Source organism: Alteromonas salexigens (assembly GCF_025628895.1).
GTDB classification, from domain to species: Bacteria; Pseudomonadota; Gammaproteobacteria; order Enterobacterales; family Alteromonadaceae; genus Alteromonas; species Alteromonas salexigens.
In genome coordinates this window covers 111,335-127,738 of record NZ_JAOTJC010000004.1, presented here as the reverse complement: position 1 = coordinate 127,738, position 16,404 = coordinate 111,335, and the positions used below count along the sequence as shown (strand labels likewise).

The window sequence follows — 16,404 nt, the reverse complement described above, 5'->3', positions numbered from 1 at the left end:
TTAGTTAGCCCCTTGCGTGCCGGTGGGTTCTAAAGGGGCAACAGCCGGACTAATAGTAAAACGTAGCGTGAAGTCACTTACCGCGTCGCTGGCTGTGGTATCAGCCACAATTGAAGACAGGTCGCCGCCGGTAAATACGGCCGAGGCCTCCAGCTTACGCATAAAGTCAGATAACCGGTTATTCGACTCACTGATGCCTTCTATTTCAATCATATTGCCCGCCCGGCGCATTGACTTAAAAGACACCCCGGGTGGCACCACACGGGCCAGCTCGTCGAACACAGAGGGCGCAATATTACGGCTGGCCTGTAACTGCTCAATCAGCGCCATACGTTGCTCAATGGCACTTTTACTTTCTTTTATTTTCTGAATGGCGGCAATTTGTGCATCGAGCACGGCAATTTCAGACTGCAGAAACGTGTTCCGGGCGTTCTGGTTGCTGATTTGCTGATCGATAGCCTGACCGATGAACCAGAACAGTAATCCTACAATTGCCGCCACGGCCACCAGGCCCGCCAGATATTGTTGTTTTTGATGCTGGCGCTGTTGTTCCCGCCAGGGCAGCAGGTTTATATGTGCCATGGTGTAAAGCTCCGGCTTGCCAGTCCCGCGGCAATTGCCAGCTGCGGAGCGATTGTCGTCAGGTGTTCAGCATCCAGTTTCGGATTAATTGTCATATTGGCGAAGGGATTAAAAATTTCCAGCTCCATGTCCAGATCGTGTTGCAGCGTTTCTACCAGCGGCGGCAATACGGCCGCACCGCCGCTCAATAAGAGCTTCTGCGGGCGCTCAGCCTGCAACGTGGTCATATACATCTGCAATGCACGGTTAATATTCTGCAATAAGTTTGCGGCGAACAGCGGCAGGGTATCCTCTACCCACGAAGCCGGCAGGCTGTGGTCTAACAGCTGTCGCTCCGCTTCATCGCGCTCCAGCATATGAATGGCCGCCAGGTCGCTGATTAATGCGTTAAGGCCAAAGTTATGTTCTTTGCTGTACACAATATTGCCATTATCCCACACACATACCTGCAGTAACGAGGCGCCCACATTAATGCAGCATACCCGTGAACCTTCATCCACCCCCGGATGGAAAAAGTCGATAGCATTACCCAGTGCGTAACCTTCTACATCCACCACTTTGGGCTCATAGTTGGCTTCACGTATCAGCAGTAGGCGCGCATCAACCTGGTCTTTATGTGCGGCGGTAAGCAGCACATCAACTTTGCCTGTATGGGTGGCACTTTCGCCCAGTTCTTCAAAGTCCAGGTAGACTTCTTCAAGGGGATAGGGGATCAGGCTGTCAGCTTCGATTTCTATCTGACTTTCCATTTCGAAGTCGTTTTGCTCTGGTGCCATATAAACCACTTTACTGATCACCGAGCTGCCGGCTACCGCCACCGCAGCCTGTTTGGCTTTGGCATTAAGCACCTTCTTCACTTTCTTAAGGGCCACGCTTAACGGCTCATAATCCTTTATTTCGCGCTCCTGAAACGCACTTTTCATAATAGGTTCGCAGGCGTAGGCCTGCAGGACATAACCGTCGCCGGACTGCTCAAGTATCACAGCTTTTATTTGACGCGTGCCTATGTCTACGCCCACAATGGGGGGCATTTTTTTCTTAAACAGCGATTTCATGTGCTGGTGTCCGAATTCACAGATTACTTCTCTACGTTAGGATATTACGCAATTTTTTCGTTTTTTATGGTTCTATTAACGACACATACGTATAAAAATATAAGTCATGTTGGCTAACTCGCCTTGGTATCATTAATTCGTGAAGTACATTAAGCCCCTCTTTTTTATAACAATCATCCTTGGCATTCTAGGTACCGCAACGCTGGTTGGTATTTATTTTTATATCAAACCAGACCTGCCCAGTGTCACTGTCCTGAAGGATGTGCGTTTGCAAACGCCTATGCGTATCTATACGCAGGATGGTCGCCTGATCTCCCAGTATGGCGTAAAACGGCGCATTCCGGTGGAACTGGACAACGTACCACAGCAACTCATTGACGCGGTGCTGGCCACAGAAGACAGCAGGTTCTATGAACACAAAGGTATAGATCCTATCGGCATCGTGCGGGCAGCCATTAATTTAGCTGTTACCGGCGAGAAGCAACAAGGTGCCAGTACCCTCACCATGCAGCTGGCCCGGGGCTTTTTCTTAACCCGCGAAAAAACCTATATACGGAAAATAAAAGAAATATTTATTGCGCTGCACATGGAGCAGGTGCTGACCAAAGATGAAATTCTGGCGCTGTATCTGAACAAGATTGAGCTGGGACATCGCGCATTTGGATTCGGCGCGGCCGCGCAGGTGTATTATGGCAAGCCGTTATCAGAACTGAGTCTGGCCCAGCTAGCCACCATTGCCGGGCTGCCTCAGGCACCGTCGGTGCTGAACCCAATCAGCAGGCCGGACCGCTCAGTGGAACGACGTCGTATTGTGTTGATGCGAATGCTGGACGAAGGGTTTATCACCCGCCAGGAGTTCGAAGAAGCGGCCAATGCGCCTGTGACGGCGCGTAAACATGGCGCCGAAATTGAGGTGGACGCGCCGTATCTGGCCGATTTAATTTATTCCGAAATGGTTGAAGTGTACGGTAAGGAAGAAGCGGAAACCGGTGGCTATCAGGTTTACGCCACCGCCCCTTCAGATTTGCAGCGCGCCGCCCAGCAGGCAGTATTACGTAACCTGCACGACTACGACGAACGTCACGGTTACCGCGGGCCGCTCATGCATTTGTGGGGCGACCAGCAGGAGGCTACCGATGCGGAAGCGGAGGAAGCCAAGCTGACTGACGGGCCAACGCCCCGCAACCGCAAAACAGACTGGGATGAAGCGAGTCTGGTGGAAGCACTGAAGAAAATAGAACGCATTTATCCGCTGGTACCTGCGGTGGTGATGACGGTAGACGAACAGTCAGTAACCACGCTCACCGTGGACGGTGAGAAGATTACCGTAGCCTGGGAAGGGCTGGACTGGGCCCGCGAATACATTACGGACAGCCGTCAGGGCAACGAGCCGGAGACGGCCAGTGACATATTGCGCGAAGGGGCGGTGATATATCTTCGTCAGCAAGAGGGCGACTGGCGCCTGGCACAAATGCCGGAAGTCAGTGGCGCCTTTGTGGCCATGGATCCCGATAACGGTGCGGTGCGAGCCGTGGTCGGAGGATACAGTTTTTATAAGAGTCAGTTTAACCGTGCCACGCAGGCAAAGCGTCAGGTAGGTTCGAACATTAAACCCTTCGTATATTCTGCCGCCATAGAAAAAGGGTATACCCTGGCCTCAATTATTAATGATGCCCCCATTAACCAATGGAATGCCGCTACCGGTGTGGCCTGGCGGCCGGAGAACTCGCCCGCTGAATATGATGGGCCGATCCGCATGCGAAAAGCACTGGGCAAGTCGAAAAACGTGGTCTCCGTGCGCCTGTTGCGGGGCGTGGGATTACGTGAAACCGCCGAGCACATCGCCAAGTTCGGGTTCGAAAAAGATGATATTCCGCTAGATGAAACCCTGTCGTTGGGATCCGGCTCGCATACCCCGCTGGAAGTGGTGCGGGGCATGTCGGTGATTGCCAATGGCGGCTTTCTGGTGCGTCCCCACTTTATCGACCGCGTACTCGATGAAGAAGGCGAACTCCTGTGGCAAACGCAGCCGCTGTGGGCGTGTGACCCCTGCACCGACAACGATGGCGAAGAAGGCGGTCTGCCAGAAGATGATGTAGAGGCCATGCTGGCCGCCCAGCTCAATCAGAATGGCGTGACCACAGATAAGAAAGAAGCCGAACAGAAGGTGCCGGCACCCCAGGTGATTTCTGCCCAGAATGCCTTTCTGGTGGCCGACATGATGCGGACCGGGGTGCGCGCAAATGGCAGCTGGAACAAGAAAACCTACTGGCTGGGTACAGGCTGGCGCGCCCGCAACCTGCTCCAGCGCACTGACATTGCCGGTAAAACCGGTACTACCAACGACTCCCGGGATACCTGGTTCAGCGGTTTCCACCCCGATCTGGTAGCCACCGCGTGGGTGGGTTTTGATAACCCTAACCGTCAGTTGGGGCGGGCAACCCGTAACCAGAACCTGATAAACCGCAATCCGGAGAAATTTAACTGGATAGGCAACGCGCTGATCGGCACCGAAGATGGTGCCAAAGCAGCCGGCCCGGCTTGGATCCGCTTTATGCAGGAAGCCCTGGCCGATACGCCGCATACACCCATGCCCATTCCGGAAAATATTGTGCGTGTACGGATTGATCGTACCAGTGGAAAGTTGACCCGCCGCACAGACCATACGACACTATTCGAATACTTCATTCAGGGTACTGAGCCGAGCGTGTACGTACGCGACGACGAAGTGATAGATCCTGCAGTAGAAGATGAAAACGAAACGCCCGAGCCAGAAGAAATATTCTAAAACACACGTGCAGGCCCGGGCACCACAATTTGCCTGAAAACACACTCGGAAATTCCATGTCAGAAGAGTCAAATCGCTATCTGTATATCCCTCACTCCGGGCCGTCTCTGCTTGAGACTCCCCTGCTGAACAAAGGCAGTGCCTTCACCGCCCGTGAGCGTACCGCTTTTAACCTTACCGGTTTGCTGCCACCCCGTTACGAAAGTATTGAAGAACAGGTTGAGCGGGCGTACATGCAGTACCGCAGCTTCGACGACGCGCTGAACAAGCACATTTACCTGCGGGCTATTCAGGATAACAACGAAACCCTGTTCTATCGTCTCATTCAAAAACATATTGAAGAGATGATGCCGATTATCTATACGCCCACCGTGGGCGATGCCTGTGAACAGTTCTCAGATATTTACCGCAGTTCCCGCGGGCTGTTCCTGTCTTGGGAAGAGCGTCATCAGCTGGATGACATCGTGCGTAACGCAACCAAACGCAAGGTAAAGGTCATTGTCGTTACTGACGGCGAACGCATTCTGGGGCTGGGCGATCAGGGCATCGGCGGGATGGGGATCCCCATTGGTAAGTTGTCGCTGTATACCGCCTGTGGCGGCATCAGTCCAGCGTATACACTGCCGGTAATGCTGGATGTAGGTACTAACAACGAAAAACTGTTAAACGATCCTATGTATATGGGCGCCCGTCACCCGCGCATCAGTCAGGATGACTACGACGAGTTTATTGATCTGTTTATCAAGGCAGCCAAAAGCCGCTGGCCTGAAGTCATGATTCAGTTTGAAGACTTTGCGCAGCCCAATGCCATGCCCATCCTGAACCGCTATCGCGACAGTATCTGTTGCTTTAACGATGATATTCAGGGCACAGCGGCGGTAACGCTTGGCACCATTCTGGCTGCCTCCCGTACTACCTCACGCAAGCTTTCTGATATGAAAGTGGTCTTCGTGGGCGCAGGGTCTGCCGGATGCGGGATTGCAGAAATGCTGGTGCAGCAAATGCGACAGGAAGGGTTAAGCGACGCCGAGGCCCGCAAACAGGTCTTTATGGTGGACCGCTACGGCCTGCTAACTGAAGGCATGGAAGGGTTGCGTGACTTTCAGCAGAAATTGCAACAGAGCAAGGCTGACCTGGCTGACTGGACCTACAGTGGCGACTATGCCTCGCTGTTGGATGTGGTGCATTGTGCCAAGCCTGACATCCTGATTGGGGTATCCGGGCAACCGGGCCTATTCACCGAACAGGTTGTACGGGCAATGAAGCAGGCCAATGACCTGCCGGTGATATTCCCGTTGAGTAACCCGTCACGGCATGTGGAAGCGCGGCCTGAGCAGGTTATCGAATGGACTAAGGGCGAGGTGATTATCGCCACCGGCAGTCCCTTTGAACCCGTGGAGTATGAAGGGCGCACGTTCCCGATAGCGCAATGTAATAACAGCTACATATTCCCGGGCATCGGCCTGGGTGTGATAGCGTCAAAGGCGCGCCTGATCAGTGATGAAATGTTGATGGCAGCCAGTAATGCGCTGGCCGATGCGTCTCCGCTGGCCAATACCGGCAGCGGTGCACTGCTGCCGCCACTCACCGAGATTGCTGAGCTAAGCAAGAAAATTGCATTCGCCGTGGCAAAAGTGGCCATGCAGCAGGATCTGGCGCTGGAGATGACCGACGAAGCACTGCAGGCCACCATCGAGAAAAACTTCTGGGAAGCAGAATACCGCCCTTATAAGCGGGTTAGTATCTGATTCTTTTCACCCAGGCTGTCCGGCACTGCCGGGCAGCACCGTGTATTCTGCGCGTACGCGTACCGAGCTCCCCACATTCACCTCTCTCGCCACTGTCGACAAATTGCGTCAGTGACAGCTTGTTCTGTTGATTGCACGATTTACTCCCGAGCCCTTTTATTCACACACGTTGCTCAGGGCGTTCCTGCGAATTAAAAATTCTGTTTTTTCAGCAAATTGGACTCTCCATTTACTTCTGAAACAGACACCGTGAAAAAAGTGTAGGCAGTGTGCAACATTTTCTTACTTAGCCAAAAGTCTATAGTAGGTTAAATTTATTTAACTTACTGAAATTACATTGAAAATAGGGTTTGGCACACAGCTTGATAGGTATAAGGTGTCAACGCGGAAGCGTTTCAGATTCAGCCCGAATCTGTGTAGCAGTTTAGTATAACCACTGGCCCAAGGCGGGTGGTATCGGCGGCACATGCAGCCGACAGGAACAACGGCAGGGCAGGAGGCCCGGCTCAGGAATATGCCCACTTTACATTGCGGCAATGAAGCTCTCACATTGTTGCGTGAAAGCTGGGCATCTACATTAAAGCCAGTGGTCTGAGCCACTGGTTACAGTTTGCGGACAATGGATTGCCCGCCTTTTATTACCGAAAAGCAGATGCTCTGGCATCTGCTTTTTTTGTGTCTGCGGTCTGGCTGCGCAGCAATCTGTTTTCCCTGACTGGCGTATAACTGTGAACATTGTTTAGCAGGGAGTTATCATGACGAAGAAACAACAGTACACGCCGCCTAAGGTGTGGAGCCAGGATGATGACGATGGCAGTAAGTTCGCCAAAACGAATCGCCCGGTCTCAGGCCCCACCCATGAGCAACAACTGCCGGTAGGCAAACATGACCTGCAGCTTTACTCCATGGCCACCCCTAATGGCCAGAAAGTCTCCATCATGCTGGAAGAGTTACTGCACGCCGGTGAGGCAGACGCTGAATACGATGCCTGGATGATCCATATCGGCGAGGCCGATCAGTTTTCCAGTGGCTTTGTGGACATCAACCCAAATTCTAAAATACCGGCGCTGGTGGATCGCAGCCAGAACCCGCCGGTGCGGGTGTTTGAGTCTGGTTCAATTCTGCAATATCTGGCGGCGAAATTTGACCGTTTCGTTCCCGCCGATCCCATAGAACGCACGGAATGCCAAAACTGGCTGTTCTGGCAGGTCGGTTCGGCGCCCTACGTGGGGGGCGGCTTCGGCCATTTCTACAGTTATGCTCCCTACCCAATGGAGTACCCCATTAACCGCTTCACCATGGAAACCAAACGACAGCTTGACGTTTTAGACAAACATCTGTCGTTTAACGAATATATGGCGGGGACCGAGTACTCCATTGCCGATATGGCTATCTGGCCATGGTACGGATTACTGGCTCTGGGGAAGTTATACGACGCGGCCACGTTTCTGCAGGTAGATGATTACACCCACCTGCAACGCTGGGCCAAACAGGTGGCCGAGCGCCCTGCTGTCAAACGGGGTGGCATTGTGAATAAAACCTGGGGGGATGACGGTCAGCTGAAAGAGCGCCACCAGGCCGAAGATATTGATAAGGCACTGAAAGGGGCCTGAATCATCTGACATGCCTCGCCATGGGCATGCCAGAACCTGTTTAACCGGCCAGTCTGGCCGGTGGCAGGTGTTGTTCGAAAAAGTCTGCTGCCAGTGACCATAGGGGCTTACACTGGCGGGAGAAAAACCGCATGTGGCCAATCTGATCGACACCGTGTGTCTGCGGGTCAATGATTTTCAGCGTAGCGGGCATGTTGCGGTAAACGCGCAGCATGTCGCGGGCATTCTTTTCACAGGCGATCGGATCATCTTTTGCCAGCACCCAGAAAGCCGGACACGTAATACTGTAGTAGTGATGACGAGTCACTTCCTGCCCAAATGCGGTTTCTACGTAGCCCTTACCATTACACCATTGTTGCCACTGACGTGCCACGCCCGCCGGTAACGGCTCGCCCATGCCCACCCAGTGTGATTTAGTATGCCCGAACAGCCGGTTGGTCAATGGGATAAACAGATTCATGAAAAAGTGGGCTTTCGGACGGTAGTGCCAGCGCATATTAGCGAGCCGGCCAGACGAGCTGCCGAACGTAAATATCGCGGACAAATCACAGGCGCCCGGCATCAGGCCAGCTAACTGCCCGCCTGCACTGTGACCGGCCAGAAAATGAGGTAGCCCGGGAAAAGCCTGTTGCAAAGTTTGTAAAACAGCCTGCATATCCAGCTGACCCCACTGGACCAGCGTCGCCTTACTGTGTTGAACCGGCCCGTTAAGGGAATCGCCGATACCGCGATTATCGAAGGTCATAACCGTAAAGCCCAGCGCGCAAAGATAACTGGCGAAATGGGTATAAAACTGGCGCCGGATGCCGGTGGCCGGGGCGATCATCACAGTGGCTCTGGGGCGCGGTGGCGTGAACAGCGTGGCAGCCAGTGGGGTGCCATCCTCACACTCGATAAACAAATTCTTTTGCATATAACTCGGTCAACCTGTCTTGGTCAGACCAGTTAACCGTATTTCAGCGCGCATGACAAGACGGGCGCGGCGGGTTGCACACCCTGCCGATGACTGACACTCAGAGACTGAGGGTAAATATTTTTGAGTTGCGCTGATAGTTATACAGTTCTTTTTTAACGGCCGGCAATGCCGCCACATCCGCTTCAACGAATCCCTGCTCCAGAAACCAGTGCGCCGTGACGGTGGTCAGTACAAACAGCCGGCTGATACCGGCTTCGGTGGCGCGCTCACGCACGGCCTCCATAATACGCTCGCCACGGTTTTTGCCGCGGTAATCCTGATGGGTGGCCACACAGGCCAGCTCGGCACAGTCATCATCGGGGTACAAATACAGGGCGGCGCAGCCAATAATCATGCCGTCGCGTTCAATGACAATGAACTGATCAATTTCATTTTCCAGCCGCTCCCGTGAACGCTTGACCAGCACCCCGCTTTCTTCCAGTGGCTTGATCAAATTCAGGATCCCGCCCACATCGTCAATGGTTGCCACCCGCAACTGTTCGTAATGATGTTCCATGACCAGTGAGCCCTCACCGTCGCGGGTGAACAGCTCCTGTAACAAAGCGCCGTCTTTTTCATAACTGATACAGTGGGCACGGGGAATACCAGCGGCCACGCTGGTGGTAAGCGCCCGCAGTACCGAGGGCTCGGTAGTAATATCACCGCTGGCAATGAGCTGCTCCAGTTGCGGCCTTTCTATGGTGCGCAGCAATTTGCCCTGCCGGTTGAAGATGCCGTCATAGTTGGAAAACACGATCAGTTTGTCAGCTTTCAGTGCCAGCGCTGCTTGCGTGGCCACGTCTTCATGGGACAGGTTAAACACCTCACCGGTGGAGGAATAGCCCATCGGCGATAGCAGCACAATAGAGCCATCATTAAGGTGGTCAGTAATGCCGGTGGTATCAATACGCCGCACCTGGCCGGTGTTCTCAAAGTCTACTCCACCGCGTACGCCCATCGGCTTCGCGACTACCAGATTGCCCGAACACACCCGAATCTGGGAGCCATGCATGGGCGAATTTGGCAGTCCCATGGTCAGCAGCGCTTCAATTTGCGAGCGCACTGAGCCGGCAGCATCTTTCACACATTCGAGCGTGAGTTTATCGGTCACCCGCACGCCTTCGGCAAAGCGGCCTTGCATGCCACGCAGCGCCACCCGCTGATCGATTTGCGGTCGCGCGCCATGCACTACCACTACCCGTACCCCTAAGCTGTTCAGCAGGGCAATGTCGTGAATAATGTTGGCAAAGTTAGCATGCTCAATAGCTTCGCCACCCAGCATGAGCACAAAGGTCTTGCCCTGATGGGCATTGATGTAAGGCAGCGAGCTTCTGAACAGCTTTATGCCATCGTGATGGGCCAGCACCATAACCTGAGTTATCCCCGCTTATCCAGCTGTTCAAGTTCCTGATAGAGTGCCTTGGTAACCGTTTCGGCACTGGTTCCGCCGAGGATATTGCGCTGGTTCACACCATACTCCAGTTGCAGAACCGGATAGACATCCTCGTCGATGTGCTCACACACAGACTGCAAGTCAGTAAGCGGTAAGTCTTCAATCGCACAGCCTTTATCGATAGCCAGCAGAACCACCCGGCCGGCAATATCATGGCCAGTTCGAAACGGGATCCCTTTACCCACCAGATAGTCGGCCAGCTCCGTCGCATTGGCAAAGCCCTGCGCGGCGGCCTGCCGGCAGCGCGCTTCATTCAGCGCCGTGGAATCCAGCACTTCGCTGGCAATGCACAGACAACAATGCCACTGACTGACAGTGTCGATAGCCCCCTCTTTGTCTTCCTGCATGTCTTTGTTGTAAGCCAGTGGCAACCCTTTCATGGTAACCAGCAAGGCTTGCAGGGCACCGAACACCCGCCCGCATTTACCCCGCATTAGCTCCAGTGCATCCGGGTTTTTCTTCTGCGGCATTAAGGATGATCCCGATGTCACGGTGTCACCCAGTTGCAGAAAGCCGGCTTCTCCGGAGTTATAAAAAATCATGTCTTCGGCCAAACGTGACAGGTGCATCATGCTGGTAGATGCACAAAACAACAGCTCCAGTACGAAATCACGGTCTGAGACGGCGTCCAGGCTGTTCAGGCAGGGTCCGTCGAAGCCCAGTTCTTCAGCAATGGCGTAGCGGTCTACCGGGTAGGTGGTGCCGGCCAGCGCACCACTGCCCAGGGGGCATTGGTTGAGGCGGCCTGACAAATCACTGAGACGGCTCAGGTCCCGTTTAAACATTTCCACATAGGCCAGACACCAGTGTGCAAAATGAATGGGCTGGGCCCGCTGCAGGTGGGTGTAACCGGGGATAATGGCCTGTTGATGCCGGGAGGCCACACTCAGCAGTGAGCGGATCACGCCGTTAAGATCCTGTTTCAGAGAAGCAACATGCTCTCGTACCCACAGCCGGAAGTCGGTGGCCACCTGATCGTTGCGGCTGCGACCCGTGTGCAGCTTACGCGCCGTATCGCCAAGGCGGTCGATAAGGGCCGCCTCAACGAAGCTGTGGATGTCTTCCTCACCGCTGGCGGCGAAGTCGAGCTCACCGGCGCGGGCCTGCGCCTGCATTTCGGTGAGTGCCGTCTCCAGTGCCTGCTGTTCGTCCTGACTCAGGACTCCGGCTTTGGCCAGCGCCCGCGACCAGCTGATAGAACCTTGCATATCCTGCACAGCCATCACCTGATCAAAGGGCAGGGAGTCGTTGACCTGCTTAAACATACTGCTGCTGTCGCCGGCGAACCGGCCGCCCCAAAGTGCCATGGTGTGCTCCTTACTGCTGTTTTTTCAGTGCATCGATACGGCTGGAAAGACTGAACAACCGGATAAAGCCTTCGGCGTGTTTCTGGTCATAAACGTCATCGGCACCAAAGGTGGCGAAGTCTTCTGAGTACAGGCTGTTGGGCGAGCGGCGCTGGGTGACGGTGGCCTGACCTTTATAAAGCTTCACCACAATCTCGCCGGTAACTTTCTGTGCGAATGAGGCAGCGCCTGCCAGCAGGGCATCGTTGAGCGCGGTGAACCAGCGACCGTCATACATGACATGCGCAAATTCCAGTCCCAGCTGTTCCCGGTATTTGAGGGCGGCCTTGTCGAGCACCATGGTTTCCAACGCTTTATAGGCTTTCATTAATACCGTGCCGCCGGGAGTTTCGTAGCAGCCACGGGATTTCATGCCCACCAGGCGGTTTTCTACGATGTCGATGCGGCCCACACCATGGGCACCCGCCACCGTATTTAGCTTTACCAGTGCCTGATACGGCGACAGCGGCTCGTTATTAACATGCGTCAGCTGGCCTTCGTTAAAGGTCAGGGTAACCCGCTCCGGTGTATCCGGTGCATCTTCCGGATCCACGGTCATGGTCCAGACCTGCTTGGAAGGCTCCTGCCAGGGATCTTCCAGCTCACCACCTTCATGGGAGATATGCCAGGCATTGGCGTCCCGACTGTAAATTTTCGTCGCTGAAGCGGTGGTTGGGATGTCCCGCTCGGCCAGGTACGCCAGCAGGTCTTCACGGGAAACCATGTCCCATTCCCGCCAGGGTGCAATCACGGTCAGGTCGGGGGCTAAGGCCGCAAAGGCACTTTCAAAGCGCACCTGATCATTGCCTTTGCCGGTACAACCGTGGCTGAGTGCGTCGGCGCCCACTTTGCGGGCGACTTCTACCTGGGCTTTGGCAATCACCGGTCGCGCCATGGAGGTACCTAACAGGTATTCACCTTCGTACACGGCCCCGGTTGTCAGGGTCGGGTAAATGTAGTCGCGAACGAACTCTTCTTTGAGGTCGACGATGTGACATTCGCTGGCGCCGGAAGCGAGGGCTTTTTCATGCAGCCCTTCCAGCTCTTCATCGCCTTGTCCGACATCGGCGGCAAACGCCACTACTTCACAGTTATAGTTTTCTTTCAGCCACGGAATAATGGCTGAGGTATCCAGGCCACCGGAATAGGCCAGTACAATCTTGTTCACGTTTTGCATTACGCGCGGTCCTCTCAGGAGCTCAGTAAGTGAGTTAATATGGCATTCTGGCCATGCATTCTGTTTTCGGCTTGCTGCATGAGCAACGAGCAGTCGCTGTCAATCAGTGAGCCGGTAATTTCCAAATCCCGATGCGCAGGCTGGCAGTGCATGACATGACTGGCACCGGTGGCCGCCATCAGGGCTTCGTTGACCTGATAGGGCATAAAGGTTTCTTTAATCGCCGACAAAGGAGTGTCATCGCCCATCGACAACCAGGTGTCAGTGTAGATGACATCTGCACCTTCTGCCGCGCTCAGATCATTGCTGGTGGTCACCGTGGCGCCGGTTTGTGCTGCCAGCGTGCGGGCGTGAGCAACAATGCCTGCGTCAGCTTCATGCCCCGGCGGAGTCACCACAACCTGATTGCAGCCCAGCAAGGCACCTACGATCAGCAGTGAATGAGTCACATTATTGCCATCGCCAATATAGGCCATGGTCCGTCCCGTGGTGTTGCCGAACTGTTCGAATACGGTGAGGTAGTCTGCCAGCCCCTGACAGGGGTGGTAACGATCGCACAGGGCATTCACCACTGGTACCCGGGCGGCTTCACTAAATTGCAGTAAGGTATCGTGGGAGTAGACTCTGGCCACGATTGCGTCGGCCCAGCACGCCAGGTTTGCCGCCATATCCTGGGCATCTTCACGGCCTACCAGTTTGCCGGCCTGACTGTCCAGGTACACCATATGGCCACCCAGCTTATTAATGCCGATTTCAAAACTGACCCGGGTACGCAAAGACGGTTTTTCAAACAACCCCACTACCGACTTCCCTGCCAGCACCTGGCTGTAACTTGCCGGAGAGTGTTTAATTTCTGATGCCAGTGCCAGCAGCCGGGTCGTTGCCTCGGGTGTCCAGTCGGCAAAGGTGAGCAGATCCTTTTTCATAATGTGTCTCCTGACGGCAGTGGCGAAGGGAAGACTTGCGTGCCGGTCGCGTGGTTAAGTATTTCAGGAATGGCGGCGTTCCAGCTGGCAATGGTCACCGGCCGCCCCAGTGTGGTAGCAGCCAGCAGAGCGGCGTTTACTTTCACCAGCATGCCATCGGTGATCACCCCCTGGTCTGCATAGGTTTCAATGCCCGCCGCATCCAGTGTGCTGATGAGCTGCTTATCGCCATCCAGCACCCCGGTGACGTTTGACAGCAGTAGTAATTCGCCCTGTACCAACTCAGCAATTACCGTAGCGGCCTGGTCAGCGTTAATATTCAGGAGCCGGCCCTCGGGGCTGCTGCCGATAGAACTCACTACAGGTAACAGGCCCTGAGCCAGCACGGATTTAAGCAGGGCCGGATCGGCAGCAGACGGGACACCCACCGCACCGAAGCGCGCATCGAGGGGCTCACATGTCACCATATTGCCGTCCAGCAGCGACAGGCCCACTGGCGTGCAGCCCGCCTGCAGTGCAGCGGCACACAGAGTTTTGTTGGCGCTACCTGCCAGTGCGCCACAGATGTAGGGCATATGTTCATCAGGGGTAACCCGCAAGCCGTCAATTTTGCTGCTACTAAGCCCCAGACTGGCCATGAGGGTTTCGACCAGCGGACCACCGCCATGCACCAGTATGACCGGGCGGGTGGCCAGTACTGTCTGAATGCTGGTCAGCAAGCGGCTCATGGCTGCCTGATCGTCCAGCAAGGCACCACCTACTTTAATGACTATCGGGGTACGTTTCATGAGTGCGTCAGTCCTGTCTGAATAGAAAAGTTACACATAAGATTAGCGCACTGAACGGCTTGTGCAGCCGCCCCTTTCATGACGTTATCAATGGCCGTACCGATGACCGCATAGCCGGCGGTCTCGTCCACCGTCCAGTGGACGTCAGCGAACGGTGTGTTGGCCAGGTCGTCTACTTTAGGCATGCGGTCGCGTAAACGTATCAGCGGCTTTTCTGCATAGGCATCCACATAGGCCTGACTGACCTGGTCCGCAGTGACACCTGCTGCCAGTTTGACCGTGACAGTGGCCAGAATGCCCCGTTTAAAATTACCCAGATGCGGGGTGAAGATGACAGGCGTACCCAGATACGCTTCGATTTCTGGGGTATGCCGGTGACCCAGTACACCGTAAGCCTGCAGACTCACTTCACAGAAGCTGTTGGTCAGGCTGGCTTTGCGACCGGCACCGCTGACCCCGGAGACGGCATTGATCACCGGGCGCACCTGCGGATCCAGTAAGGTCTGTTCGGCGAGAGGCTTCAGCGCCGTTAATGACGCAGTCGGATAACAACCGGGCACGGCTACAATGTGCGCATTTCGAATTTCGGCGGGATACCATTCCGCCAGTCCGTACACGGCTTTATCCAGACTACTGCGGGCGGTATGCGCAAACCCGTAATACTGCGCAAACACTGCGGTATCCTGCAGACGAAACGCCCCGGAGAGATCCAGTACTTTTGCCTTGCCCGATGCCAGCGTCTCCATCCAGTCGTGGCTGGCTTCGTGGGGCGTGGCCAGGAAGATAATATCCATTTGCTCACTGAGGGTGACCAGCCACTCGTCTGACAAAGGCTGCAGCTGATAAGGCAAATGTGCATAGCTGCCGTGCAGTGCGGCAATCGGTTGATGGGCATCGGCGCTATGCTGAGACACAAACGTGTGCGCCAATTGCATACCAGGATGCTGATGGATCAGTTGAACGAGTTGTGCGCCGGTATAGCCACTGGCGCCAATAATGGCAACATTAATCATAATTTTGACTGACGAATAGGAAGTAAAAAAATCACCTTTTACCTGAAGTTTTGAGTTAAGCCGGTAAGACCGGTATTAACTACTGCATCAAAACCCAGGTAAAAAGTGCGCTACGGTACGGCAAACGCACGCTAGTAAATTCGTCGCGGGCACTGCACAGTGTAGCCAGCCAGGGGAGAGTTATCTTGTATTGGGAGATCAGCCTGCCAAAAGTCGGCGGTTGATTGCTTCATTCCATCTGTCCTGTAGTGCATTTCAAGGGTGGCTTCGCTACCCGTCGAAATATTTAATCTGCTAAGAGAGTGACAGTGTAGCTTTATGGAATATTTATGCAATAAAAATGTATAATTATTTTACCTGGTCGGGGCAGTGTTGTTTCGCGACAGGACAGCCTTGTCAGTTGACAAGCGTATTGCAACGGGTAATGATGCCCTCAGACTATAATCGGCCAGTATGCAGGCAGAAAAGGGCACATCTGCTCTTTGAGACGCATCGGCCAGAGTGGATGTGAGACGCGTCGCATGGAAAAATCAACCATAGCCCTGGTGGCACATGATCACAAAAAAAGTGAATTGCTGGAATGGGTAAATACGCACATTGAGATCATGAAGCGCTGCAATATTGTCGCCACCGGCACCACCGGTGGGATGATTGCGGATAATACCGGACTGGCAGTTACCCGCTACCAAAGCGGTCCCTTGGGCGGCGATCAGCAAATCGGCGCCCTGATTGCCGAAGGTAATCTGGACGCGTTGTTTTTCTTCTGGGATCCGTTGAATCCGGCGCCCCATGATCCGGACGTAAAGGCGTTGCTGCGGCTTTGTTCGGTGTGGAATGTGCCGGTAGCCTGTACCCCGGCTACCGCGGATTTAATGGTCACCTCGCCCCGCTTCTTATCGGCGGAGCATGTGCCGCATAAACCCACTTACTAATATAACGGTGACAGGCCATGGCGGCCTG

The 16,404-nt window shown here is 54.5% G+C and carries 13 protein-coding genes; 4 read left to right on the top strand and 9 right to left on the bottom strand.

Annotated elements, in window-relative coordinates:
• Complete coding sequence (locus OCL06_RS01725) at positions 1-582, bottom strand: PilN domain-containing protein (protein WP_262992016.1); 582 nt, start codon at positions 580-582, stop codon at positions 1-3.
• Complete coding sequence (pilM, locus tag OCL06_RS01720; protein WP_262992015.1) at positions 570-1,637, bottom strand: type IV pilus assembly protein PilM; 1,068 nt, start codon at positions 1,635-1,637, stop codon at positions 570-572. Before pilM ends, OCL06_RS01725 begins: the two co-directional genes overlap by 13 nt.
• Positions 1,638-1,776: 139 nt before the next feature.
• On the opposite strand from pilM, the gene OCL06_RS01715 reads away from it, so the two are divergent.
• From OCL06_RS01715 to yghU, 3 genes are all read left to right on the top strand, one after another.
• Positions 1,777-4,425, top strand: coding sequence for a penicillin-binding protein 1A (locus tag OCL06_RS01715; protein ID WP_262992014.1), 2,649 nt, complete (start codon positions 1,777-1,779; stop codon positions 4,423-4,425).
• Between the two features lie 56 nt (positions 4,426-4,481).
• Positions 4,482-6,173, top strand: coding sequence for an NAD-dependent malic enzyme (locus OCL06_RS01710; protein WP_262992013.1), 1,692 nt, complete (start codon positions 4,482-4,484; stop codon positions 6,171-6,173).
• A 755-nt stretch (positions 6,174-6,928) separates the two neighbouring features.
• Positions 6,929-7,786, top strand: coding sequence for a glutathione-dependent disulfide-bond oxidoreductase (gene yghU / locus OCL06_RS01705; protein WP_262992012.1), 858 nt, complete (start codon positions 6,929-6,931; stop codon positions 7,784-7,786).
• A gap of 40 nt (positions 7,787-7,826) precedes the next feature.
• On the opposite strand, the gene OCL06_RS01700 is transcribed toward yghU, so the two are convergent.
• The 7 genes from OCL06_RS01700 to argC all read right to left on the bottom strand — a co-directional run bounded on the left by OCL06_RS01700 (position 7,827) and on the right by argC (position 15,444).
• Positions 7,827-8,699, bottom strand: a complete 873-nt coding sequence (locus OCL06_RS01700) for an alpha/beta hydrolase family protein (protein WP_262992011.1) — start codon at positions 8,697-8,699, stop codon at positions 7,827-7,829.
• A 100-nt stretch (positions 8,700-8,799) separates the two neighbouring features.
• On the bottom strand, positions 8,800-10,110 hold the full coding sequence (argA, locus tag OCL06_RS01695) for an amino-acid N-acetyltransferase (protein ID WP_262992010.1): 1,311 nt from the start codon (positions 10,108-10,110) through the stop codon (positions 8,800-8,802).
• 8 nt (positions 10,111-10,118) lie between these two features.
• A complete protein-coding gene (gene argH, locus OCL06_RS01690) occupies positions 10,119-11,501 on the bottom strand; it encodes an argininosuccinate lyase (RefSeq protein ID WP_262992009.1) in 1,383 nt (460 codons plus the stop codon).
• 10 nt (positions 11,502-11,511) lie between these two features.
• Positions 11,512-12,717, bottom strand: coding sequence for an argininosuccinate synthase (locus OCL06_RS01685; RefSeq protein ID WP_262992008.1), 1,206 nt, complete (start codon positions 12,715-12,717; stop codon positions 11,512-11,514).
• A gap of 14 nt (positions 12,718-12,731) precedes the next feature.
• Positions 12,732-13,643 (bottom strand): ornithine carbamoyltransferase, encoded by a 912-nt coding sequence (locus tag OCL06_RS01680; protein ID WP_262992007.1) that lies wholly within the window; start codon positions 13,641-13,643, stop codon positions 12,732-12,734.
• Positions 13,640-14,431, bottom strand: a complete 792-nt coding sequence (gene argB, locus OCL06_RS01675) for an acetylglutamate kinase (protein ID WP_262992006.1) — start codon at positions 14,429-14,431, stop codon at positions 13,640-13,642. Before argB ends, OCL06_RS01680 begins: the two co-directional genes overlap by 4 nt.
• The gene (gene argC / locus OCL06_RS01670; RefSeq protein WP_262992005.1) at positions 14,428-15,444 is read right to left on the bottom strand and encodes an N-acetyl-gamma-glutamyl-phosphate reductase; all 1,017 of its coding nucleotides are present in this window, start codon (positions 15,442-15,444) and stop codon (positions 14,428-14,430) included. The genes argB and argC overlap by 4 nt, the downstream gene beginning before the upstream one ends.
• A gap of 521 nt (positions 15,445-15,965) precedes the next feature.
• Here argC and OCL06_RS01665 point away from each other — a divergent pair.
• Positions 15,966-16,376 carry a methylglyoxal synthase gene (locus tag OCL06_RS01665; protein WP_262992004.1) on the top strand — a complete coding sequence of 137 codons (411 nt, stop codon included), beginning with the start codon at positions 15,966-15,968 and terminating at the stop codon, positions 16,374-16,376.
• Positions 16,377-16,404: the final 28 nt, after the last annotated feature.

What these genes read in the sequence shown, in the direction of transcription:
- OCL06_RS01680 (WP_262992007.1), bottom strand. Translation starts at nt 13,643, where the DNA reads ATGAAAAAGGATCTGCTCACCTTTGCCGACTGGACACCCGAGGCAACG.
- argC (WP_262992005.1), bottom strand. Translation starts at nt 15,444, where the DNA reads ATGATTAATGTTGCCATTATTGGCGCCAGTGGCTATACCGGCGCACAA.
- OCL06_RS01710 (WP_262992013.1), top strand. Translation starts at nt 4,482, where the DNA reads ATGTCAGAAGAGTCAAATCGCTATCTGTATATCCCTCACTCCGGGCCG.
- pilM (WP_262992015.1), bottom strand. Translation starts at nt 1,637, where the DNA reads ATGAAATCGCTGTTTAAGAAAAAAATGCCCCCCATTGTGGGCGTAGAC.
- OCL06_RS01700 (WP_262992011.1), bottom strand. Translation starts at nt 8,699, where the DNA reads ATGCAAAAGAATTTGTTTATCGAGTGTGAGGATGGCACCCCACTGGCT.
- argA (WP_262992010.1), bottom strand. Translation starts at nt 10,110, where the DNA reads ATGGTGCTGGCCCATCACGATGGCATAAAGCTGTTCAGAAGCTCGCTG.
- OCL06_RS01725 (WP_262992016.1), bottom strand. Translation starts at nt 582, where the DNA reads ATGGCACATATAAACCTGCTGCCCTGGCGGGAACAACAGCGCCAGCAT.
- argB (WP_262992006.1), bottom strand. Translation starts at nt 14,431, where the DNA reads ATGAAACGTACCCCGATAGTCATTAAAGTAGGTGGTGCCTTGCTGGAC.
- OCL06_RS01685 (WP_262992008.1), bottom strand. Translation starts at nt 12,717, where the DNA reads ATGCAAAACGTGAACAAGATTGTACTGGCCTATTCCGGTGGCCTGGAT.
- argH (WP_262992009.1), bottom strand. Translation starts at nt 11,501, where the DNA reads ATGGCACTTTGGGGCGGCCGGTTCGCCGGCGACAGCAGCAGTATGTTT.
- OCL06_RS01665 (WP_262992004.1), top strand. Translation starts at nt 15,966, where the DNA reads ATGGAAAAATCAACCATAGCCCTGGTGGCACATGATCACAAAAAAAGT.
- yghU (WP_262992012.1), top strand. Translation starts at nt 6,929, where the DNA reads ATGACGAAGAAACAACAGTACACGCCGCCTAAGGTGTGGAGCCAGGAT.